This window comes from Lactococcus ileimucosae, assembly GCF_943193185.1.
Lineage (GTDB): Bacteria > Bacillota > Bacilli > Lactobacillales > Streptococcaceae > Lactococcus > Lactococcus ileimucosae.
In genome coordinates this window covers 71,191-94,665 of the sequence record NZ_CALPDE010000004.1, presented here as the reverse complement: position 1 = coordinate 94,665, position 23,475 = coordinate 71,191, and the positions used below count along the sequence as shown (strand labels likewise).

Genomic DNA, 23,475 nt, shown 5'->3' with positions numbered 1-23,475 from the left:
AAAAAAGATATAAATGAGGCTAAACTATGAATTCATCTAAACGTATTTTGATTATCGAAGACGATAAAAACATTGCGAGATTTGTTTCACTTGAGCTTGAGCATGAAGGCTATCAAACTGCTGTTCAAGACAATGGTCGCAAAGGACTTGAAGAAGCAATGTCCAAAGATTATGACTTGATTTTGCTTGATCTGATGCTGCCAGAACTTGATGGTTTTGAGGTGGCACGTCGTTTGCGCCGTGAAAAAGATACGCATATTATTATGATGACTGCACGTGACTCAACAATGGACCGTGTTGCAGGTCTTGATATTGGGGCTGATGACTATATCACAAAACCATTTGCCATTGAAGAACTTTTAGCGCGTGTGCGTTCACTCTTCCGCCGTGAAGATCATATCCAAGCCGCAGATAAAGCAGACAACACTTCATTCCGTGACTTGGTTATTGACAAAACAAACCGTACGGTTCATCGTGGCAAAAAAGTTATTGACCTTACCCGCCGTGAGTACGACTTGCTTTTGACACTCATGCAAAATGTTGGAGATGTCGTAACACGTGAATACTTGGTTTCAGAAGTCTGGGGTTATGACGAAGGTACTGAAACAAATGTCGTTGACGTCTACATTCGTTACTTGCGTAACAAAATTGATGTGGAAGGACGTGAAAGCTATATCCAAACTGTCCGTGGTATGGGCTACGTCATGCGTGACCGAAAATAACATAGCGAATAAATAAGAAAATTTCTAGTGGCTTTGTCACTAGATTTATTCCTTTTATGTCATCTAAAAGAAATAGAAAAATGCGACATGATAAAATTTTTTGATTTGAAAAGAGAGAAAACAGAAAGTCTTCCAGAGCGAAAGCGCAGTATCATGCTGCGCTGGGCTTTTGCGAATACGATTTTCTGTTTCATCACTTTCACTATTTTTACAGTACTGATTTATCAACTCACAATAACCACTTTTATTAATGCTGAAAAAGGTGACATGCTGCAAGCCTTGGACAATGTGGAGCAGCGTTTGGCACGCTCTGAAAATGTGCTTACGGAGGAAAACCTCTTTAATTACTTAGGTTATGGACAAGATTATACCGTTTCAAAACAGTGGCGAGAAAATGAACTTGAAACTTTAGGGAGCATGATTGGTTCCAGAAAGTCTTTTTATGTTTTTGATGTGAATGAACAGCTCATCTACTCTACAAGGGCCTATAACTTTCCTTTGAGAAAAGATGTAGGAGATTCAACCGTTGCTATACGAACCTTTGGTGATTATTCTGGCTATTTAGCTGAACGCCCTGTATTTTCAAGCAAGACAGGGGAACTGATTGGTTATGTTCAGGCCTTCTACGATATGAGTTATTATTACAGTGTACGCACAAAGCTTCTTATTGCCCTCATTATTTTGGAAATTATCGCCCTCTTTATCGCTCAGTTTGTGGGTTATTTCATGGCTAGCCGTTACATCAAACCGCTTGAACGACTACACGATGCTATTACGACCAGAGCAAACAATTTAAGCATGGATTTCAAACCTGTTCTTATTCAAACAGGGGATGAGATTGAAGAGCTAGCTACGGTATATAATGACATGATGATAAAACTCAATGATTATGTGGATCAGCAGAAACGCTTTGTTTCTGACGTGAGTCATGAGTTAAGAACGCCTCTGGCAGTACTTGACGGACATTTGAACCTGTTGAATCGTTGGGGGAAAAATGATCCTGAGGTACTTGATGAATCACTGATTGCGAGTATTGAAGAAGTGAAAACAATGCGGACAATGCTTGAAGAGATGCTCGCCTTAGCCCGTTTGGAGAGCATTGATTTTCAAGATGAGGATTTAATCTGTGATCCAACGGAAGTTTCAAATTTTCTGATGAAAAACTTTTTACTCATTCATCCCAACTTAAAAATGTCTGTGAAAAACGATTTAAGTCCGGACAGTTTGGCTCATATTTATCCTAATCACTATGAGCAAGGTCTAAAAATTCTGATCGATAATGCGATAAAATATTCACCAAAAGATCGGCAAGAAGTCAATCTTTATCTTGCAGAAGACGAAGATTATATTATTACGACGGTTGAAGACAAGGGATATGGAATCAGTGAGGAGGACCTTAAACATGTTTTCGAGCGTTTCTTCCGTGCAGATAAAGCGCGAAACCGTGATATAGGTGGTACAGGTCTTGGATTATCTATTATTAATCGTCTTGTGGAAAACTATGAAGGGGATATTAGCGTTACCTCTGTTTTGGGCGAAGGCTCTAAATTCACGTTGAAAATTCCCAAAATTAAATAAACGTAAAAGTCTGTAGAGAGCTTAAAGAAACTGTCTACAGGCTTTTTAATTCCCTTATAATTAATTTGATTTGTTTGATAATTCGAGTAAATTGTTGACATTCATTTAAAAAAAGGTTAAGATTTAGAGTACAAAATACAAATAAAATGATAGAGGTCGCAATGAATAGGAAATTTTACTGAGCTGGGCAAGCGTTGAAGTAAAATAGAGGAGACATTGCCGAAATGAGTCTACCCGTCCAAGTAGATTTGTTGGGGCAGCAAGGGATACTTGCTGAACTGTCGCAGTTTTGCGGAGTGCTATTCGTTATTGATAAATGCGTCATATTCAACGTTTAGCAACCTCCCTGTGTGAAGGTTGCTTTTTATGTTTATTACTACTGTCGTCGTGTATTCGAAGACAATGATAAGGGCATTTCTAGGTTAATTTCCCGCATGTCTCATAAGGACCCGTGATCTTTACATTATATTGATTTTGTAAAAAATGAAAGAGAGAGTATTATGAGAAGGAAAAACTTATTGTTACTTGCCTTAACGTTATTTATGGTATTATTCATTGGTAGCTCGAAGGTTAGCGCAGAGGAGTTCCGTGTGGGGATGGAAGCAGCTTATGCTCCCTTTAACTGGACACAGTATGACGAGAGCAACGGTGCAGTTCCTATTGAAGGTGTAGATGGACAATGGGCTAATGGTTATGATGTGCAGATTGCGAAAAAAATTGCGAATAAATTGAATAAAGACTTGGTCATTGTAAAGTCCAGCTGGGATGGACTCCTTCCTGCGCTTAAGTCAGGAAAAATAGATGCCATTATTGCAGGGATGTCCCCTACAGCAGAACGTAAAGAGCAGATTGATTTCTCGGAGCCTTATTATACGTCAAATCTTGTTATGATGGTAAAAAGTGGTGGAGCGTTCGCCCAAGCCTCAAGTTTGGCTGATTTCTCAGGAGCAAAAATTACCGCTCAGCTTGGAACTTTCCACTACAATATGATTGATCAGATTGAGAATGTAAATAAACAAACAGCCATGAAAGACTTTTCAAGTATGCGAGTTGCCTTACAAAGTGGGGCTATTGATGGCTATGTTGCAGAGCGCCCCGAAGGGATTACGGCAGAAAAAGCAAACCCTGACTTTAAAATGATTGAGTTTGGAGAAGGTCAAGGTTTCGTGACGAACTCAGAGGACACGACAGTAGCGGTTGGGGTTCGTAAAAATGATCCTAATTTAGCAGTAATTAATAGCTTTTTAACAGGTTTCACAGTGCAGGATCAAAAAGAGCTAATGGATGAAATGATTGCTGCGCAGCCAGAAGCAAAAACGCAAGGCACCTGGTATGATCAGATTATTGGCATTGTGAAAGACAATGGGAAACAGTTCCTTAATGGTACAGGGATGACATTGTTTATCTCGCTTATCAGTACGATTGTTGGTACGATTTTAGGGCTTCTTATTGGTGTTTATCGCACAATCCCTGAAATCAGTAATAAGTTCCTCGCTTTCTTATATAAAGTATTTGGCTGGCTTATCTCAGCATATATCGAAATTTTCCGTGGGACGCCGATGATTGTCCAAGCGATGGTCCTTTATTATGGCTCCGCTCTGGCATTTGGAATTAGCTTGGATCGTACTGTGGCAGCTTTGCTCATTGTATCGATTAACACAGGCGCTTATATGTCAGAAATTGTTCGTGGAGGAATCTTCTCTGTAGATAAAGGACAATTTGAAGCAGCACAGGCTCTTGGAATGACACATGGCCAAACGATGCGCAAAGTTGTCTTGCCACAGGTCTTGCGAAATATCCTTCCTGCAACCGGTAATGAGTTTGTGATTAATATTAAAGACACATCCGTCTTGTCCGTGATTTCAGTAACGGAACTCTTTTTCCAAGGGACAACGGTGGCTCAGCAAAACTTTATGTATTTCCAAACTTTCGCTGTGATTTGTGCAATTTATTTTGTTCTTACTTTCACAGTAACACGTATTCTACGTTTTATAGAAAGAAAAATGGATGGGCCAGATGCTTATGTTCCAATCCAAAACCAGATGCAAGTCCAAGAATTGGGGGAGGCCTAAATGACAGCTATTTTAGAAATCAATCACTTAAAAAAATCATTCGGAGACAATGAAGTCTTAAAAGACATCCATTTGACTGTTAATGCAGGCGAAGTTATTTCTATTATTGGTTCATCGGGAAGTGGTAAGTCAACGTTGCTCCGCTCAATTAATTTGCTGGAAAAGCCTAGCGGTGGTGAAATTATTTATAAGGGAGAAAATGTTCTCGAAAAAGGGTTTGACATTCCTAAGTACCGTACACATTTGGGCATGGTTTTCCAAAGCTTTAACCTCTTTAACAACATGAATGTCATTGAAAATGTTATGGCCGCTCAGGTCACTGTATTGAAAAAAAGCCAAGAAGAAGCAAGAAAGATTGCTTTGGAAAATCTAGAAAAAGTAGGAATGGCTAGATTTGCTAATGCTAAACCTGCACAACTCTCAGGTGGACAAAAGCAACGTGTTGCTATCGCACGTGCGATTTCAATGAATCCTGATGTGATTCTCTTTGATGAACCAACATCGGCTCTAGATCCCGAGATGGTTGGCGAAGTTTTGCAAACCATGCAAGGATTGGCTGAGACCGGGCTTACTATGGTTATCGTCACACATGAGATGGAGTTTGCGCGTGATGTGAGTGACCGTGTAATTTTCATGGATAAGGGCGTCATTGCTGAAGAAGGCAGTCCTGAAGAAATCTTTGGTTCACCAAAAGAAGAACGTACAAAAGCTTTTCTCTCACGTTTCCTACGTACTTGAACAAAAAAGCAGAAAGCGAAAATGCTTTCTGCTTTTTTAGTGCCACTTTCGTCATTCAAACTCTATATTGAAAAAATAGGTAAATAGCGGTAAAATAGAGGGACGTAGAAAGAATAGGGACAATGAAAAAAATCACAACTTTTGAACAAAAAAAAGTGCTCATCCTTGGACTGGCAAAGTCTGGAGAGGCTGCCGCACGTTTACTTCATTCATTAGGGGCTTTAGTTACTGTAAATGACGGAAAAGCTTTTGATGAAAATCCAGCAGCCCAAGCCTTGTTGAAAGAAGGCATCCAAGTCATTTGCGGGGATCATCCTCTTGAACTTTTGGACGAAGGTTTTGCTTATATGGTGAAAAACCCAGGCATTCGCTACGATAATCCAATGGTTAAAAGAGCCTTAGCCAAAAAAATTCCTGTCCTAACAGAAGTTGAGCTGGCTTACCTTGTCTCCGAGGCGCCAATTATCGGTATCACAGGGACAAATGGGAAAACAACGACAACAACGCTCATCGCGGAGATTTTAAATGCTGATGGGCGGTCGGCAAAATTAGCTGGAAACATTGGCTTCCCTGCTTCGGCGGTAGCCACTACAGCTACTGCAGAAGACACGCTTGTCATGGAGCTTTCAAGTTTCCAACTGATGGGAATCATTGACTTTAAGCCAAAGATTGCTCTGATTACAAATATTTTCTCGTCACATTTAGACTATCATGGTTCACAGGAAGCCTATGAAGCAGCCAAATGGCGTATTCAAGAAAATTTGACTGCTGACGAGTATTTGGTACTTAACTTTAATCAAGAGAAGTGCCGCGCTTTGGCGGCACATACTGCTGCTCAGGTCGTAGCTTTTGCTACGGATCAGAAAGTGGATGGTGCTTATTCTTTGGAAGGTAAACTGTATTTTCGAGATGAATTCATTATGGAAACTGCAGCTTTGTCTCTACCAGGTGAACATAATCTAGAGAATGCTCTGGCAGCAATAGCTGTTGCCAAACTATCAGGTGTTAAAAATCAAGCCATCATTAAAGTGTTAACGCGCTTTTCGGGTGTTAAGCACCGTTTGCAATACTTGGGCGAAATTGCTGGACGTAAAGTTTATAATGACAGTAAAGCCACAAACATCTTGGCAACCAAACGGGCACTTTCTGGTTTTGAAAACAGTAAACTGTGGCTTTTAGCAGGCGGACTAGATAGGGGAAACGACTTTGACGAGTTGGTGACTGCTCTTTCCGGCATTAAAGGAATGGCTGTGTTTGGAGAAACTGCCCCTAAACTTCAAAAGCTTGCGGATCAGTTGCACATTCCAACAGTCCACAGTAAAAATGTTGCGACTGCACTTAAAGAAATTTTTGAGAAGTCAACAGCCGGCGATACAATTTTACTTAGCCCCGCTTGTGCCAGCTGGGATCAATACAAGACCTTTGAAGAACGTGGAGACATGTTTATCAAAGCTTTTGAAGAATTGAAAGGTGAACTGAAATAAGATGAGAATTATTGTAACTGGAGGCGGTACAGGCGGGCATATCTATCCAGCTTTGGCTTTTATCAATCATCTAAAAACGATTGAGCCAGAGTCGGATATCCTTTATGTTGGGACAGAACGGGGATTAGAAAGCAAAATTGTACCTGCGGCTGGTATCAACTTTAAGACAGTAGATGTACAAGGCTTCCGCCGTAGCTTTTCCCTTAGCAATTTTAAGACCCTTTATAAATTTTTGAAGTCTACCTCAGATGCCAAGAAGCTTATTAAAGACTTTGAACCAGATGTGGTGATTGGTACAGGAGGATATGTCGCGGGTCCTGTTCTTTATGCTGCAGCCAAGCTTAAGATTCCAACGCTTGTGCATGAACAGAATTCTATTCCAGGAATAACAAATAAGTTTTTGAGCAAGTACGTAGATAAGGTTGCGGTGGCCTTTGAAGCGGCTAAACCCTACTTTCCAGAGGAAAAAACCGTTTTTACTGGGAATCCTCGTGCACAGGAAGTTGCCAGTCTAGAAGCAACAGATATTTTGGAAACAGAGTATAAGCTCAGAAAGGATAAAAAAACAGTGGTGATTTTTGGAGGTTCACGTGGTGCACAAACCATCAATGAAGCTGTGAAAGCCGCCCTTCCTAAGTTTACAGAAAAAGACTATCAGCTTGTATACGCTTCAGGACAGATTTACTATGATGAAGATTATGCAGAATTTGCTAAATATAAAGAAAATGCAAACATTGCGATTCGCCCTTACATTTCAAACATGCTTGAAGTGCTGGCATCATCAGATTTAATTTTGTGCCGTGCGGGAGCAACAACGATTGCGGAAATTACAGCACTTGGTCTTCCGACTATCTTTGTGCCGAGTCCAAATGTGACGGCAGACCACCAAACGAAAAATGCTCAGGCACTTGTTGATATTGGGGCTGCCAAGATGATTAGAGATGCAGAGCTTACAGCTGACACAATGCTGGAAAACATTTCGGAAATATTTTCTGATGAAAGTCTCTATCAAGCCATGTCGGAAGCCAGTAAAAAAGCAGGAGTTCCTGATGCAAGCGACCGACTTTACAAACTTGTGAAAGAAATTGAAAAATAATGAGTGAAGAAAACCTTACGCCTTGGCAAAAGAAACATCTGGAATATCAGCGCCGTAAAGCTGCTGAAAATCAAGAGAAGTCTGAGGAGCCTAAAAAACGGAAGTTTTTGAAGAATAAAGAAGACGATACAGCTAAAAATCAAGAAGACACAGGTCAAGATTCAGAGGCCCAGTATGTTGAAGACGGGGATAACTCAGTAATGACTTACTCAGAAGATTTTTCTGAAACTGCTGAAGAAGAAATGAAACCCTCTTTTTTTGAAGGCAGCTTTGAAGTTTTTAAAAAAATGTGGCCCTTGCTATTAGTGGCTGTCTTACTTTTTATTGTTTCTGTTTATGCTGTATCACCAATAAGTAAGATTGGTAAGTTTACTGTCTCCGGAAATCAACACGAATCTTTTGAAGCAATAGTAAAAGCTTCGAAATTAAAACCAACGGATAGAATTTACGGTGTTATTAGAAATCGCCGAGGAATTGAGAACAGTATTGTCCAAGAATTCCCACGTGTGAAAGCAGTAGAGATACAAGTTAGTTTTCCTAATCATGTTGAAGCCAGGGTAACTGAGTTTCAGACAGTGGCTTATGTTGAACAGAAAGGAAAGAATTATCAAGTTTTAGAAAGCGGGTATATTCTGAGAGATGAAGAGATTCCAAGTGATCAGCTTTCAAACCACCCTTTGCTTAAAAGTTTTTCAGATCAAGAGACAGAAAAATTTGTTACAGCTTATATGAAATTGAAACCCGAAGTTCGCAGTCTCATTACTACGGTCAGCAAAGCGCCGACTAAAGCAACAAGTGATTTCCTTGCCTTAGAGATGTCTGACGGTAACCAGGTGCGTGTTTCCTTGAGTCAAATAGCAGAAAAGATGCCCTACTATCCAAGCGTTGCTAGTCAGCTTACACCTCCTCAAGTGATTGATATGGAGGCTGGGATATACGCCAAATCTAAGGAAGAGTATCTCAATGATTTGAAAAATCCTGAGGGAGAGAAAAAGGACTCAGAGGATACTGCTGAAACTACAGCTCAGTAAAGAGATTGGAGAAAAAAAGAAAAATATTGATTTTAGTCAAAAACGAAAAAAGCTCAATCATAGCGTTCTTATGCACGTGATTGAACTTTTTTTATCTTTAAGACCCTTATCTCCCTCTTTTTTAGTCCCTTTAAGCTAAGAGAAAAACGGTTCTCCTTAAAAGAAAACCGTTTTTTATTTTTAAACGTTCAAGACTTTTGACAAGAAGTCTTGTAAACGTGGGTGCTGTGGATTGTCAAAAATATCCTCTGGTTTACCATCTTCAAGGATAACACCAGAATCTGTGAACATGACACGATTGGCAACTTTGCGTGCAAACCCCATTTCGTGTGTCACGATAAGCATTGTCATACCATCGTCAGCGATACGGCGCATAAGATCAAGAACATCTCCAACCATTTCAGGGTCCAAGGCAGAAGTTGGCTCATCAAAGAGCATGACGTCAGGATCCATAGCCAAGGCACGAGCGATAGCAACACGCTGTTTCTGCCCTCCTGAGAGCATCTCGGGCATGGTATCTTTCTTCTCTTCTAAACCAACTGCTTCGAGCAAATGAAGTGCTTTTTCTTTGGCTTCGTCTTTTGTTAGTTTCTTAAGCTCAACGGGCGCGTACATGATATTTTCCAAAACAGTCATATTAGGGAAAAGATTGAAATGTTGGAAAACCATTCCGACATGTTGACGAACCAAGTTGATATCTGTGTTTTTATCCGTGAGGTTGTAGCCGTTGATAATAACATCACCACTGGTGGCACTTTCTAAGCCATTCAATGTGCGCAGAAAAGTTGATTTACCAGAACCTGAAGGACCTATGATACAAACAACATCCCCCTTATTGAATTTTGCAGAGATTCCTTTGAGGACCTCGTTTTTACCATATGTTTTGTGAAGATCAGTGACTTCGATTTGTACAGACATATCTTTAATCTCCTTATTTCATTTTTTGTTCAATGCGACGTCCAGCCCACATCAAAAGAAGCAGAACAATCATGTATATCAAACCAATCAAACCATAAACGCGGAAAGCTTGGAAATTACGTGCAACGATGATTTGACCAGCTTGTAAGAGCTCGACTAATCCGATAACAGATACCAAGGTTGTATCTTTAAGCGTGATAATAAATTGGTTAATCAAGCTCGGAATTGTAATCTTAACAGCCTGTGGCAAGATTACTTTTTGCATTGTCTTCACATAAGGAATTCCGAGTGAACGGCTGGCTTCCATTTGTCCAGCAGGAACAGCAGCAATTCCCCCACGAACGATTTCAGCAATATAGGCTGACTCATTAAGTGTTAAGGCAATAACACCAGCAGTGAACTCATTCAGAGGACTTTGATGACCTGTGAGGAGTTGCAACATGTTTGGAATACCATAGAAAATGAAGATAGTCAATACTAAGAGAGGAATGGAACGATTAAGGTCAACGTAAATACGTGAAATAGTACGCAAAACTGATGAAGGACTGGCTGAGAAAAGCCCAAAGATGATACCTACAATCATAGCCAAAACAAAGGAAACTAGAGCAAGTTGAATCGTAATCCAGAGTCCTTTGGCCAGCTGTTTCCAGTTGTTTTTCAAGATACCAAACATTGTACTTTCTGTATCCGACTCAGGTGCTGTCTCTGCTTTTGAAGTCAGATATTTGTCAAGAATTTCTTGGTATTTTCCGCTAGCACGTAGTGAAGAGAGACCATTGTTAAACATTTCGATCAACTCAGGATCTGTTCCTTTTTTCACAGCAAAGCCATATTGACCAGTTGGGATACCTTCAAAAGGTGTTTTAAATTCCTGCCCTTGCTTGATGGCATATTTAACTACGGGTTCGTCATCCATAAAGGCCTGTATTGAACCGTTCTTCAATGAGGAGTACATTGAAGTTGCATCAGTAAAGGTTTTTAGAGTATAGCCGTATTTGCTTTCATTTTTAGTGAGGTAGTCATAAGAGGCTGTACCATTTTTTGCCCCTACTTGTTTTCCTTTCAAATCTTCCCATGTTTTAATATCGTCGTTAGATTTAGAAACAGCGAGAGTCAGATTGGAGTCAAAGTAAGGATCACTAAAATCAAAGACTTTTTTACGTGCATCAGTGATAGACATACCAGCTATCATTGCATCTGCATGTCCAGCTTGGACAGCATCTACGGCAGGTTGGAAACCAACGTGATTCCATTTGATTTTAAAACCTTGTTGTTCAGCAATCGCGTTGAGCAGGTCAACGTCAATTCCGGTGAATTTTTTATCCGTATTTTGGAATTCGAAAGGTGCGAAGCTATTGTCGGAGGCGATAGTGTAAACGTCTTTTTTAGGCACGGCCTTTTTACCGCTCGTATACTTCTGAACGATCTTATCATAAGTGCCGTTAGCTTTCATTTGAGTGAGAGCCTTATTGAAGCCATCAATTAATTTTGAGTTTTCACCCTTCATCACAGCAAAACCGTAGCCTCCCGGAAGGGAGAAAGAAGGGAGATTAATGGCCAAATCTTGCCCTTGGCTGATGGCATAAGAAATGACAGGAGCTTCATCCATGGCACCAACGATATTTCCTGAAGCCAGTGATGAAAACATGTGTACACCATCAGGATAAGTCTTGATGGTGTAGCCATATTTATCTTGATTCTTTAGCAACCAATCATAAGCAGCTGTTCCTTTTTTAGCACCGACAGCCTTGCCTTTAAGTTCATCATAGCTCTTAAGCGTAGAAGCTTTTGTTGTAGCCAAAGTAATAGCCGAGGTATAATAAGGCTCAGAAAAATCAAAAATTTTCTTACGTTCATCAGTGATTGACATCCCTGCAATAACGGCATCGGCTTTTCCAGCCTTTAAATTTTGAAGAGCAGCATCAAAGCCGGGGAAGGTCATTTCGAGCTTCCAATCATTGATTTTTGCAACTTCTTTCATGATATCTACATCGATACCTACCCAGTTTTTATTTGAATCTTGAAATTCAAAAGGGGCGTAAGCATTATCACTTGCGACACGCACGGTTTCCTGAGCACTGGCCTTATCAGCAGTCACAAAGAACATTCCAGTAAGCGTGGCGAATATTAAAGATAATGTAAAGAATAATTTCTTCATTTCATTATTTCTCCTAAGTTTCATTAATTATATAAACAAATCATACACATGCCAGTATACCACAAATTAGGCTTGAAAAAAATAATCCGTGTTATAAAACATGACATGCAAAAAGCTTAAGAAATGAAATTTATAATTTTTTCTATAAAAGTACACAAGGGAGAATTTGATAAAGGGGATTTTTTAGTGTAAAATTAAAAATGCGGTAACACTTTAACAGAAAGAAGATTTTAAACATGTTTGTCACACTTTCAATATTTGGCTTTTTCAACGATTGGATTTCCAGTTTTCTGAATACGCCCGGGGCTCACATCTGGGGTTATGTACTTTTGGGTGCTATTATCTTTGTCGAAACAGGATTAGTAATTTTTCCGTTTTTACCAGGTGATTCAATTCTCTTTTTTGTTGGCTCTATGGCGGCCTTATATCCAAATAAATTATCAATGCCCTTTTTAATTATAACGATGGGCACTTTGGCTTTTCTCGCAAATCTTCTTAACTATGAAATTGGGCGCAGGTTTGGAGATGTTATTCCCAAACACAAAAACTTATCCAGATTTTTAAAAGCAGAATATATTGAAGAAGCAGAGCAATTCTTTGCCAAATGGGGTTCTTGGGCAATCTTCCTTGGGCGCTTTATGCCTATCATTCGTACAGTAGTTCCCTTCACAGCAGGAACCAGTCGTATGCCACATAAAAAATTCGTCCTCTATAATTTCTTAGGTGGATTTTCTTGGGTGATTGTTGCTTTAGGCGCTGGTTTCCTTTTTGGACAAGTTCCCTTTATTAAGAAAAATTTTGAATTGGTCATGTTAACTATCGTTGCTGTATCCTTACTTCCGGCAATGATTGGTGTGGCAAAACGATTTTTCACAGGACGCAAAGCAGTATAAATAAGTTATAATAGTATTGGTTATCTAATACTATTTTTTATATTAAAAAGCAATTGGGCAAAACGAAAAAGAGATACAGGTAAAATATGGAGATAAATGGATACACGAGGATGGCGGCAGTTTTAGCCTATCCGATCAAACACAGCTTCTCACCCTTTATCCATAATCGTGCATTTGAACTTGTGAACGAAAATGGTGTATATCTGGCTTGGGAGCTTAAAGATGAGAAATATTTAGGCCAGACGGTAAATAATATTAGAACTTTGGACATGTACGGTCTCAACATCTCGATGCCCTATAAGCATAAGCTAATCGAGTTTTTAGATGATTTATCGGAGGAAGCACGCCTGATGGGCGCTGTGAATACTGTTGTCAATCACAGCGGGAAGCTGGTGGGTTATAATACGGATGGTATAGGATTTTTTAATGCCTTAAGTTTTGAGCCTAAGGACAAAAAAATGGTAATTATAGGTGGTGGTGGCGCTGCCCTTGCCATTATTGTTCAAGCCCTTCTACTCGGGATGCGAGAAATCACTGTTTTTGCTAGGCGGTCCAGTTCTTATAAGACTTTGGAGCAGCGCTTGGAAAAAATAGCAACCCAAACACAAAGTATAATCAGCGTTTTTGACTTGGCCGATACCTCACGTCTGCAATGTGAAATTACTGAAGCAGATTTATTGGTCAATGCAACACCAGTCGGTATGTTAGACAAAGCAATGCCTATCTCGTCTTCTATCAGTCTCCCTCCTCACCTATTAGTGGTGGATACGATTTACAAGCTACAGGAAACGCCCCTGATGAAATGGGCAGAAGCACAGGGTAACCAAACGAAAAATGGCTTGGGAATGCTTCTTCATCAAGCAGCAGTTTCTTTTGAATTATGGACAGGAAAGAAAATGCCTATTGGGCAGATAGGACAGGAATTGGAGGAAAAAAATGAGATTAAAAGTTGATTTTCCACGAAATCCTTATGACATTCTTATCGAAAAAGGCAGTTTATCCTCTGTCGGAAACTGGGTCAGCAGTCTTTGGAAGAAGCAAAAGATTGTCCTCGTGACAGATAATAATGTGAATGCGCTCTATGGTACTGGGGTAAGAACCCATTTGGAGCGCGAGGGTTTTGAGGTTTTTACTTTTGAATTTCCAGCAGGGGAGGAGAACAAAAACTTAGCTACTGTAGAAAGACTTTGGAACTTTTGTGCTGAACAATCTCTGACACGTTCAGACGGCATTATTGCCTTGGGAGGAGGAGTTGTTGGTGATCTAGCTGCTTTTGCTGCCAGTACTTATATGCGGGGAATTCATTTTCTCCAAATCCCCACCAGCTTGACCGCACAAGTTGACAGTTCCATTGGTGGAAAAACTGGTGTGAATAGTGCTTATGCGAAAAACATGATTGGCACTTTTGCACAGCCAGATGGTGTACTGATTGATCCAGAAGTCTTAAAAACGTTACCCCCTCGAGACTTCCGTGAAGGCATCGGGGAAATTGTGAAGTGTGCCCTTATCGCAGATAAGGAGCTGTGGCAACGTCTATCCAAGTTGAAAAATGCTCAAGAATTATTACAGGAAGCAGAATACTTTATTCATGCAGCCTGTGAAGTAAAGCGAAAACTTGTAGTGGAAGATCAATTTGACCAAGGAACGCGGCTATATTTGAATTTTGGTCACACCATTGGCCATGCTGTAGAAACTTGGGCGGGCTATGGTCAAGTTATGCACGGTGAAGCTGTTGCTATTGGCATGGTCCAAATCAGCAAGGTTGCGGAAAGTAAAGGGCTTATGCCCAAAGGGATGACAGAAAAAATCAGAGAAATGCTGCAAAAGTTTCAACTTCCTCAAACTTATCAGCCTTGGGATGAAACGGCTTTGTTTGACATAGTCGTGCATGACAAGAAGGCACGGGGCAATAGAATAAAGACAATACTTGTGCCAGAAATTGGACGTGCCACAATCCATGAAATAAGCCTAGAAGAAATGCGAGAGTACCTAAAGGTAGGAGGCAGTGACAGTCTCTGAAGAGTGGGCATTGTTGATGAAGATTGACTAAAAGAGTTAATACAGGCTCATCTTTCGCCAAGATTTTGGAAACAGGGCTTATAAAGACTGCTTGTTTCTCATAAATAAGAATACAATGGAGAAAATAATCAAAAAATTATAATGTTTGTCTATCTTGGAATAGCACTTTTTGCGGGTTTTTTACTAGCAAACCAAAACCCGATTAACGCCGAACTTCGCAAAAATGTTAATTCCCCATTTTGGGCATCAACAATTTCTCAAATTATTGGGGTCGTTTTTTTAGGCACAACTTCATTACTTTTAACGGGGAACTTGTTTCCGTCTGCCGAATTTGTCCAGTCCCATCCAGTTTGGATATGGATTGGTGGCTTACTAGGTCCGGTCTATGTCACGTCTAATGTTTTTCTCTTTCCGAGATTAGGCGCTGTGCAAACCGTTATTTTCCCTATTTTAGGGCAGATAGTGACAGGTGTTATTATTGACAGCTTTGGCTGGTTTTATGCAGTCCAAATTCCTCTGCGCATGATGCGGGTTTTGGGAGTTCTTATTACAATATTAGGTCTCTTGATTGCCGTAGTTCTCCCTAGCCTAAATGACAAAGCAAAACAGTTAGAACCGAGTTCTAACCTGTTGCCCTGGCGACTCTGGGCAATTATATCCGGCTCATTTATGGCAATTCAGCAAGCAATTAACGGCCATCTGGGATTTTTATTGCAGAGGCCTATTCAAGCTTCTTTTATGTCCTTTTTTATCGGTTTAATTGCCATTTTTATTATTACTTTGCTGACTGAGCGACGTCTTATCACAAGAGTAGAGTTAAGAAAGATAAAAAAATGGAACATGTTAGGTGGTATCTGGGGGGCTTTCTTCGTTTTAGGTTCGGTTTTGGCAGTGCCAAAGATAGGAGCAGGCCTCAGTATCATGATGGCTCTTCTAGGGCAAATCGTTGGTTCAATGTTGGTTCAACAGTTCGGCTGGTGGCGTTCAGGTACTTATCCGTTACGCCTAACACAAGTTATTGGTGTTGGGATTATGCTGACGGGTATCGTTTGTATAAAATTTTTGTGAGGTTATATGTTTAGGAAAAAATCATTTGAAGTATTTGATATCGAAGGTCTAGAGGCCCGTATGCAAGCTGTGCGCTCAGAGATTCAGCCTGTTTTTATGGAGATTGGTGAGGTATTGAAAGAAAGAATCAGTCAAGCCTTTCCAGAGCAGAATTTTTATCTGCACATTGCTCAGCATCGCCGTCGTACCAGCCATGCTCCAGAAAATACATGGTCAGCCATTGGGCGACAAAAGCGGGGGTATAAGATGGAACCGCATTTTCAGTTAGGCATTTGGAAAGACTATGTATTTATTTACCTTTCAATCATTGATCAGCCAAAAGGTCAGCACGCTTATGCGGATAGATTAACTCAATTTGGCACATTGCCAGCTGGTTTTGTTCTTTCAAAGAATCATACGCAGCCGAACTTTTATGAAACCAGCCAATTTTCAGAACTGGTCACACGTTTGAAAAAGGTAAAAAAGGCAGAATTAGAAATAGGTAAAGTTTGGGAAGCTTCGCGTTTTGATGGGAAGCAAGACGAAGTAATTTTGCAAGAAATGCTTGAAACGGTTGACCTTCTACTTCCCATATACAAAGAATTGATGGAGGAATAACATGCGGTTTTTTACAGCTGGAGAGTCACATGGACCGCGATTGACAGCTATTATTGAGGGGCTTCCTGCAGGACTTCCTCTGCAAGCTGAGGACATCAATATTGAACTTAAGCGTCGTCAAGGCGGCTATGGACGGGGCGGACGTATGAAGATTGAGAATGACCAAGTTGAAATTACGAGTGGTCTCCGACACGGAAAAACTTTAGGAAGCCCGCTCACGCTCAATGTAAGTAATCGTGATTTCTCACACTGGACAGAAATTATGGCTCCTGAAGCGGTTGACGCATCCGTAAAGAAACAACGAAAGTTAACGAAACCAAGACCCGGTCATGCAGACCTCGTTGGGGGAATGAAGTACGAATTTGATGACTTGCGCAATACACTTGAACGTTCTTCAGCGCGTGAAACGACCATGAGAGTAGCGGTTGGTGCGGTAGCTAAGACTTTGCTAAAAAATTTAGGCATTGATCTGGCTCATCATGTGGTCAATTTTGGGGGCAAGGAAACCACAGCATCTCTTTCAGACTTGACAGTAGAGAAAATCAAAGAAAGAGCAGGTTCAAATGACTTATCTCTGGTCGACACCTCACGCGCGGCAGAGATTCGTGCTTATATTGATGATATAAAAAAGAAGGGGGACACAATAGGAGGTATAGTTGAGGTACGTGCGACAAATGTTCCTGCTGGTCTGGGCTCTTATGTGCATTACGACCGAAAATTAGATGCGAAAATTGCAGCAGCCGTTGTTTCAATCAATGCCTTTAAAGGTGTCGAATTTGGCTTAGGTTTCGAAGCAGGACGACTTCAAGGAAGTCAGGTCATGGATGAAATCTGTTGGTCGGAACAAGCGGGTTACAGTCGGAAGAGCAATAATCTTGGCGGTTTTGAAGGGGGAATGACAAACGGCGAAGATTTGATTATTCGAGGTGTAATGAAGCCTATTCCGACCTTGTATAAGCCTCTTATGTCAGTAAATACGGAAACACACGAACCTTATAAGGCAAGTGTTGAGCGTTCCGATCCTACAGCCTTACCAGCGGCAGGAGTCGTCATGGAAAACGTTATTGCTACTGTCTTAGCTCAGGAGATTTGTGATAAATTTTCGAGTGACAGCTTTAGAGAACTTCAAGAAGCATTTCAAAAGTACAACGCACGCTTAAAAAAATTCTGAAAAAACTAGAACCATTGAGGCTCTAGTTTTTTTTCATTACAAAAGTGTAAGTTTATAGAAAATATTATTTGCTAGAATAAAGATATAAACTTAAGTAAAAGTCACGCCTAATATGAAAGAGGAAAAAATATGAAAAAAGTACTAATTGGTTTACTTGCATTTGTTGTAATCATCGGTGGTTTAGGCTATGGTTGGTATAAAACAAGCTATGGTGGTGCAGAACGCTATGTAAAAATCACAGAAGATGGTAGAGAAAAAACCATTAAAGCAGACTCGGGAGAGCGTTTTATAAATTATGAATACAAGCTGACCTCCTATGATAAAAAAGGAAACGAAAAAGAAGTGTTCTTTACGGCACAGCATAACTTACGTAAAAATGCTTACCTCAAACTGACAGATAACAAAGTCAAAGGTATAACAAGTTGGGAAGAAGTTCAAGAAAAAGACTTGCCAAGTAAAGCAAAAGAGAAGTTAAACTAAAAATAAAATCAAGGCAAGATATACGGAGGAGAAAAAATGCTACTAGAAGTTAAACATATCAAAAAAGTTTTCAAAACACGTTTTTCAAAGGAAGAAACAACAGCTCTTGCAGATATTGATTTCTCTGTGGAAAAAGGCGAATATATTGCGATTATGGGTGAGTCAGGGTCAGGAAAAACCACCTTGTTGAACATATTATCTACCCTGGAAAAACCTACAGCCGGTCAAGTTTTACTCTCAGGACGTGATATTACAGCCATTAAAGACAAGGATATTTCAGCTTTTCGCAGGGAACATCTTGGATTTGTTTTCCAAGATTTCAATCTTTTAGATACCTTGTCTGTTAGAGATAATATTTATCTTCCTTTGGTTTTGTCTAAGGCTCCAGTAAGCAAGATGAAGACACGTTTGGAAAACTTGGCACCAAAACTAAATATTGAGAGCCTCTTAGAAAAACAGCCTTTTGAGCTCTCAGGTGGGCAACAACAACGTGTGGCTGTGGCACGTGCCTTGATTTCGCAACCAGATTTGGTTCTAGCTGATGAGCCTACAGCAGCTCTAGACTATAAAAATTCGGAAAGTTTGCTTGAACTTTTTGAGAATATTAATGATGCGGGGCAAACGATTATCATGGTTACACACTCAAGTTTGGCAGCGAGTCACGCTAAGCGCGTCCTTTTTATTAAAGATGGGATGCTTTACCACCAGCTTTATCGAGGTGAAAAATCATCAACAGACTTTGCAAAGGAAATTACACTGTCCATGACTTCATTCTTAGGTTCTCCGGTAGGTCCAAGTGAAACGGAGGTGGTACACAATGCTTAGTTTTAAGCTGGCCGTCCAAAATTTGAAGAAAGGTTTCAAGTCTTTTGCCCCCTTTATCGTAGCAAGTGTGACAATGTTTGTTTTGCTCTTTATCACAGTGGCTATCGGACAGTCCCCCTCTCTTGAACACATGAAGGGAGGCGCAGCAGTTTCACAACTGATGACTTTTGGAATGTGGATTTTAGCTATATTTGCGGGCATCATCCTCGTCTATAGTTATCGTTTCTTGCAACTGCAACGTTCGCGTGAGTTTGGGCTTTATGATATTTTAGGTCTGGGAAAGAAGAAAATAGCACTCGTTTCTTTCTTTGAACTTGTTCTGAGTTACATTGCCATAGTAATTATTGGTACAATCGCTGGGATTGCCTTTTCAAAATTCTTTTTCCTTATTTTCATAAATATGATTGGAGAAAATCAGTTTGATTTGGCAATTACAGCAGGAGCTGTGTTTACTGTTGCATTAATTTTCTTGATTTTCTTCTCTATACTCCTTGTCATAGGAACATTTATCATTTGGAAATCTTCAAGTTTAGACCTGTTGCGTGAAGAATCTAAGGGAGAAAAAGAACCCAAGTCAAATATCTTCATGGCTATCATTGGGCTTCTCTTACTCATTGTAGGATATAGTCTTGCAGTAAGCGTCGATAACCCGATCAAGGCTTTGACAACTTTCTTTATTGCGGTCTTAGTCGTTATTCTGGGGACATACTTCTTTTATATAAGTTTTACTGTTTGGTATCTAAAATGGCGTAAAAAGCGCAATTCTTACTATAAACCGCAAAACTTTATCACGATCAGTTCTATGCTTTATCGGATGAAAGCCAATGCAGTTGGGCTAGCAAACATCACGATTCTTTTATCAATGAGTTTAGTGACATTAGTGGTCACAATTGGTATTTTTGTGGGAAGCACTCAAGCAGTAGAGCGGGCTTATCCGAAAGAAGGAAGATATGTTCTATACAGCCAAGAAAAAACAACTGCTCAAATGGTCCAAACTCTGAAAGAAAAAGCAGACCAAGCTGGAGTTGAAATTTCCAATGTTTCGACAGCTCTAAGCGCGGATTTCTTAATGGTTGATGGGCAAAAAGCAGCAACGGATACTCTCCGTATTTCTCCATTGACGACTCAAAAAACAGCCCTGCGATTCTCAATGACAACCTTGCAAACATTGAAAAACTTGAATGAAAAAGTTGCAGATATTTCAGGCAAGCAGATAAACGTCCTCGATTATTTTGGAGCTTATCCAAATCTAAAAAAACTCAACTGGTTTGGCACTCAATATGAAGTCAAAACCATTATGGCAACGAGTGACTTGAAGAAATATCCAATCATGTTGAACATGACAACACCAATGCTTATTATATTTCCAAATGATGAGGCATTGTATCAAGCTCTAGCTGCCTATAATCAGGCAAACAGCGAGAGAGAGAACTCTTATCAAATAACTCCATCTTTGACGGTGAACTTTGAGCTTCAAGAACAAGAGCAAGACAAGCTCAGAAAGGCATTTGAGGAGGACGAAGGCACACTTACTTTCCGCTCAACCGAGCTGAAAGAAGTGCAAACAGGTATCGGTGCATTTGTTTTCATAGGTTTAGTACTTGGTATCAGCTTTATCTTAGGTGCAGCTTTGATTATCTATTACAAACAGCTTTCTGAAGGTACGCAAGATAAACGTGCGTTCAAGATTCTCCAAGAAGTAGGGCTTTCGAAAAAACAAGTGGCTAAAACGATCAAGTCACAAGTTAGCATGATTTTCCTACTTCCAATTGCAATGACTGTTCTACATTTCAGCTTTGCCTACATCATGATTAGCAAACTTATTCAAATCTTTGGCATCATGGATAACCAATTGATTCTCTGGGTAAGCTTAGGAAGTATCGCTGCTTTGGTCGTTATTTACTGGCTTATCTATAAGGGAACAAGTCGCGTTTATTACAATATTGTGGAGAAAAAATAAATGGAAAAAATTCCCTACTATTTACTGGTTCTCGGAGCCTCACTCACTGCTCTTAGTTTCTGTGTCTGGTATGCTTGGGCAGGGCTTCGTTTTGTCCAGAGAAAGATTCAAAACTGTAAAGATATTAAGCTCTTACAGAAAATATCCGTCAGTTTACATACGCTTTCATTGCTCATCGTTGTTGGTTTGGTTTACTACGGTCTAACAGCATTTTTCTGACAGAGTTCCTGCATTGAGACCAGTTTAGCTAAGAGTCTCAAGAAGTTGGGCAAGTTATTTGAGTAAAGGATTTAGTTCTGTACTGTATAGGGCTAAGTCCTTTTCGTTTTGAAACGTTCAGAGAGATAGAGGCATTCATGCTTGACTCACACTCATCCAAGGTTTTAAAAGCACTGTAAAACTCGTACAGCTCTCATTTCAAAAGGTCAAAAAAGATTTTAACCTCTTGTTCAGCTGCTACCTAAAAATTTCATAAGTAGCACTTTCTAGTTGAGTTTTCGTCCGCTGTTCTTACATATTGCTTTTTGCCTACTATATATTATAGAATAGGAGATATAGAAAATATTTTTGGAGGAGAAATGCCCAAGATTTTTATTGTCGAGGATGACAAAACAATTGTTAAAATGTTGACCAATGCTTTAAAAACTGAATTTCAGGTCCATTCTGTTTTAAATTTTCGAGCAGTAAAGCAAGAAATCTTGGAAGCAGAGCCAGATTTGGTGTTGATGGATATCGGTTTACCTTTTTATAATGGATTTTATTGGACAACAGAGCTACGAAAAGTTTCCCAAATTCCGATTATCTTTATTTCATCAATGAGTGATGATATGAATCAGGTGACCGCCATGAACCAAGGGGCAGATGACTTTGTAACAAAGCCTTTTTCGTTAGAGATATTGAAGGCAAAGATAAAGGCTCTCTTACGCCGCTCTTATAAGTTTTCAGGGCCAGAAAAACTAGAATTTGCAGGATTTATTTTATCTGAAAATAGGGTAAAGTTTGGCGAAAAACAAGTTGAACTTACACCATCAGAAAATAAAATCTTAAGTATACTTTTTAGAGCAAACGGCGCAGTCGTCAGCAAGGAAGTTATCCTTCAGGAACTTTGGCAAACGGATGAATTTATTGATAGCAATACTTTAAATGTGAAGATGGCGCGCTTACGCAAGAAACTGGCGGAAATAGGTTTCGCACATCTGGTGACGAAGCGAGGTGTAGGCTATGCCTTGGAATAAAATAAAGAGATTTCTACAGACAAAGATTGCTCAGATTGGTGTCTTTTTACTCATGCTCTTTATTTTTGTCAGCAATTTTCTACTCTGGCATCTGCCGATAGAATCACTCATAAACGCAACGATATTGGCCTTAATTGTATTTGTGCTTTATCTACTTTCTTCTTATTTTCGCTGGGAAAAGCGGGAGGAAGTCTTGCTGGACCTCAAGCATGAGTTGGCTGATTTGAGCGAAAAATTAGTGGAGAGGGAGCGGCACATTAGGGAAACAGAAGACATTCTCAAAGTCTGGTCTCATCAGATGAAGATACCTCTGGCTGCTATAGATTTAATGGCACAAACGGAGATAAATCCAACAGAGCTAAAAAATCAAACTTTTGCTTTGGATAATTATCTGAAGATGCTACTGGAATATCAACGTATATCTAATATTTCGACAGACTTTCGCTTTGAGAGATTTTCGGTTGCTCTTGTCATGCGTGACCTTCTTAAAAAATACAGTAGTTTTTTCATCCAGAAAAACTTATCCGTCACGCTGTCGGGAGATTGGGAAGTAGTTACTGACCGAAAATGGCTAGCCCTAGCCCTAGAGCAACTGCTTAATAATGCGATAAAATATACAAATGAAGGAAGTTTGACAATCACTATTGAAGAAAACAAAATTGAATTAAGTGACACGGGAATAGGGATTTTACCTGAGGATCTGCCACGGATATTTGAGCATGGTTTTACGGGATATAACGGCCGGGGACACTATAAGGCTTCCGGCTTAGGACTCTATTTGGCAAAACTTATTTTTGACCGTCTGGACTTTGCGATTGGAATAAGTTCAGACGTTGGTAGAGGAACAAAAGTGGAGGTGAAAAAAGATGAAAGATAGACAAATCACACTTGCGGAGCTCCAAGTTTTTGAAACGGAGCGATTAGCTTTTAGAAAAATAGAACTTTCTGACAAAGAGGATATGTTTGAATATGCCAGTGATCCAGAAGTTGCGCGCTATGTTTCCTTTCCGGAGCATAAAAGCTTAGAAATGACAGAAGAAAGTATTGTCAACTATTTTATACCCAATCGTTTAATATGCTGGGGAATAGTGGATAAACAAAGTGGGAAAATGATTGGTACCATTGACTTAAGGTTAGAGGGGGATCAAGCTATCTTTGGCTGGGTGCTTAACCGCAAGTTCTGGGGAAGAGGTCTCATGCCAGAGGCTGCTGCATACCTTAGAGATTTAGCTTTTAATCAGCTAGAAGTGCAAGTCATTACTGCGGAGCACGATGCAGAAAATCCAAAGTCAGGCCGTGTGATGGAGAAGATAGGTATGCGTAAGATTGGCCAAGTTTATACTTACATCGCGAAAGAGAAACGTTCTGTACTTTGCGATTACTGGGCGCTGACGAAAGCAGAGTATCAAGCACTGCGTAAATAAAAGTAT

The 23,475-nt window shown here is 39.9% G+C and carries 22 protein-coding genes and 1 riboswitch; of the genes, 20 read left to right on the top strand and 2 right to left on the bottom strand.

Annotated features, from left to right (window positions below; genetic code table 11):
• Window positions 1-26: 26 nt before the first annotated feature.
• The 7 genes from NFR51_RS03300 (at window position 27) to NFR51_RS03270 (ending at window position 8,721) form a co-directional block, all read left to right on the top strand.
• Entirely contained in the window at window positions 27-722 is a 696-nt protein-coding gene (locus tag NFR51_RS03300; protein WP_202231358.1) for a response regulator transcription factor, read from the top strand.
• 87 nt (window positions 723-809) lie between these two features.
• The gene (locus NFR51_RS03295; RefSeq protein WP_251712319.1) at window positions 810-2,300 is read left to right on the top strand and encodes a HAMP domain-containing histidine kinase; all 1,491 of its coding nucleotides are present in this window, start codon (window positions 810-812) and stop codon (window positions 2,298-2,300) included.
• Window positions 2,301-2,442: 142 nt separating this feature from the next.
• Window positions 2,443-2,610, top strand: a riboswitch (Lysine riboswitch).
• Window positions 2,611-2,800: 190 nt separating this feature from the next.
• Window positions 2,801-4,372, top strand: a complete 1,572-nt coding sequence (locus NFR51_RS03290) for an ABC transporter permease subunit (protein ID WP_251712318.1) — start codon at window positions 2,801-2,803, stop codon at window positions 4,370-4,372.
• Complete coding sequence (locus NFR51_RS03285; protein WP_251712317.1) at window positions 4,373-5,110, top strand: amino acid ABC transporter ATP-binding protein; 738 nt, start codon at window positions 4,373-4,375, stop codon at window positions 5,108-5,110.
• Window positions 5,111-5,232: 122 nt separating this feature from the next.
• Entirely contained in the window at window positions 5,233-6,594 is a 1,362-nt protein-coding gene (gene murD, locus NFR51_RS03280) for a UDP-N-acetylmuramoyl-L-alanine--D-glutamate ligase (protein WP_251712316.1), read from the top strand.
• A 1-nt stretch (window position 6,595) separates the two neighbouring features.
• A complete protein-coding gene (gene murG / locus NFR51_RS03275) occupies window positions 6,596-7,690 on the top strand; it encodes an undecaprenyldiphospho-muramoylpentapeptide beta-N-acetylglucosaminyltransferase (RefSeq protein WP_251712315.1) in 1,095 nt (364 codons plus the stop codon).
• Complete coding sequence (locus NFR51_RS03270; RefSeq protein WP_251712314.1) at window positions 7,690-8,721, top strand: cell division protein FtsQ/DivIB; 1,032 nt, start codon at window positions 7,690-7,692, stop codon at window positions 8,719-8,721. The genes murG and NFR51_RS03270 overlap by 1 nt, the downstream gene beginning before the upstream one ends.
• 180 nt (window positions 8,722-8,901) lie before the next feature.
• Here NFR51_RS03270 and NFR51_RS03265 read toward each other — a convergent pair whose 3' ends face one another.
• Together NFR51_RS03265 and NFR51_RS03260 are read right to left on the bottom strand one after the other, a co-directional pair.
• Window positions 8,902-9,639, bottom strand: coding sequence for an amino acid ABC transporter ATP-binding protein (locus NFR51_RS03265; RefSeq protein WP_251712313.1), 738 nt, complete (start codon window positions 9,637-9,639; stop codon window positions 8,902-8,904).
• 13 nt (window positions 9,640-9,652) lie between these two features.
• A complete protein-coding gene (locus NFR51_RS03260; RefSeq protein WP_251712312.1) occupies window positions 9,653-11,797 on the bottom strand; it encodes an amino acid ABC transporter substrate-binding protein/permease in 2,145 nt (714 codons plus the stop codon).
• 236 nt (window positions 11,798-12,033) lie between these two features.
• On the opposite strand from NFR51_RS03260, the gene NFR51_RS03255 reads away from it, so the two are divergent.
• The 13 genes from NFR51_RS03255 to NFR51_RS03195 all read left to right on the top strand — a co-directional run bounded on the left by NFR51_RS03255 (window position 12,034) and on the right by NFR51_RS03195 (window position 23,469).
• Window positions 12,034-12,690: a VTT domain-containing protein gene (locus NFR51_RS03255; RefSeq protein WP_251712311.1), complete on the top strand. Its 657-nt coding sequence runs from the start codon at window positions 12,034-12,036 to the stop codon at window positions 12,688-12,690.
• A gap of 86 nt (window positions 12,691-12,776) precedes the next feature.
• Window positions 12,777-13,643, top strand: coding sequence for a shikimate dehydrogenase (locus tag NFR51_RS03250; RefSeq protein WP_251712310.1), 867 nt, complete (start codon window positions 12,777-12,779; stop codon window positions 13,641-13,643).
• The gene (gene aroB / locus NFR51_RS03245; RefSeq protein ID WP_251712309.1) at window positions 13,627-14,709 is read left to right on the top strand and encodes a 3-dehydroquinate synthase; all 1,083 of its coding nucleotides are present in this window, start codon (window positions 13,627-13,629) and stop codon (window positions 14,707-14,709) included. The genes NFR51_RS03250 and aroB overlap by 17 nt, the downstream gene beginning before the upstream one ends.
• A 141-nt stretch (window positions 14,710-14,850) precedes the next feature.
• Window positions 14,851-15,777 carry a DMT family transporter gene (locus tag NFR51_RS03240; protein WP_251712308.1) on the top strand — a complete coding sequence of 309 codons (927 nt, stop codon included), beginning with the start codon at window positions 14,851-14,853 and terminating at the stop codon, window positions 15,775-15,777.
• Window positions 15,778-15,783: 6 nt separating this feature from the next.
• Window positions 15,784-16,374, top strand: coding sequence for a DUF1054 domain-containing protein (locus NFR51_RS03235; protein WP_251712307.1), 591 nt, complete (start codon window positions 15,784-15,786; stop codon window positions 16,372-16,374).
• 1 nt (window position 16,375) lies between these two features.
• Window positions 16,376-17,545 (top strand): chorismate synthase, encoded by a 1,170-nt coding sequence (gene aroC / locus NFR51_RS03230; RefSeq protein WP_251712306.1) that lies wholly within the window; start codon window positions 16,376-16,378, stop codon window positions 17,543-17,545.
• Between the two features lie 129 nt (window positions 17,546-17,674).
• The gene (locus tag NFR51_RS03225) at window positions 17,675-18,025 is read left to right on the top strand and encodes a YxeA family protein (RefSeq protein WP_251712305.1); all 351 of its coding nucleotides are present in this window, start codon (window positions 17,675-17,677) and stop codon (window positions 18,023-18,025) included.
• A 36-nt stretch (window positions 18,026-18,061) separates the two neighbouring features.
• The gene (locus NFR51_RS03220) at window positions 18,062-18,850 is read left to right on the top strand and encodes an ABC transporter ATP-binding protein (protein WP_251712304.1); all 789 of its coding nucleotides are present in this window, start codon (window positions 18,062-18,064) and stop codon (window positions 18,848-18,850) included.
• Complete coding sequence (locus tag NFR51_RS03215; protein WP_251712303.1) at window positions 18,843-20,810, top strand: FtsX-like permease family protein; 1,968 nt, start codon at window positions 18,843-18,845, stop codon at window positions 20,808-20,810. The genes NFR51_RS03220 and NFR51_RS03215 overlap by 8 nt, the downstream gene beginning before the upstream one ends.
• Complete coding sequence (locus NFR51_RS03210) at window positions 20,811-21,029, top strand: hypothetical protein (RefSeq protein ID WP_251712302.1); 219 nt, start codon at window positions 20,811-20,813, stop codon at window positions 21,027-21,029.
• A gap of 359 nt (window positions 21,030-21,388) precedes the next feature.
• Window positions 21,389-22,045, top strand: coding sequence for a response regulator transcription factor (locus tag NFR51_RS03205; RefSeq protein ID WP_251712301.1), 657 nt, complete (start codon window positions 21,389-21,391; stop codon window positions 22,043-22,045).
• Window positions 22,032-22,922, top strand: coding sequence for a sensor histidine kinase (locus tag NFR51_RS03200; protein ID WP_251712300.1), 891 nt, complete (start codon window positions 22,032-22,034; stop codon window positions 22,920-22,922). The genes NFR51_RS03205 and NFR51_RS03200 overlap by 14 nt, the downstream gene beginning before the upstream one ends.
• A complete protein-coding gene (locus NFR51_RS03195) occupies window positions 22,912-23,469 on the top strand; it encodes a GNAT family N-acetyltransferase (protein ID WP_251712299.1) in 558 nt (185 codons plus the stop codon). The genes NFR51_RS03200 and NFR51_RS03195 overlap by 11 nt, the downstream gene beginning before the upstream one ends.
• Window positions 23,470-23,475 lie beyond the last annotated feature (6 nt).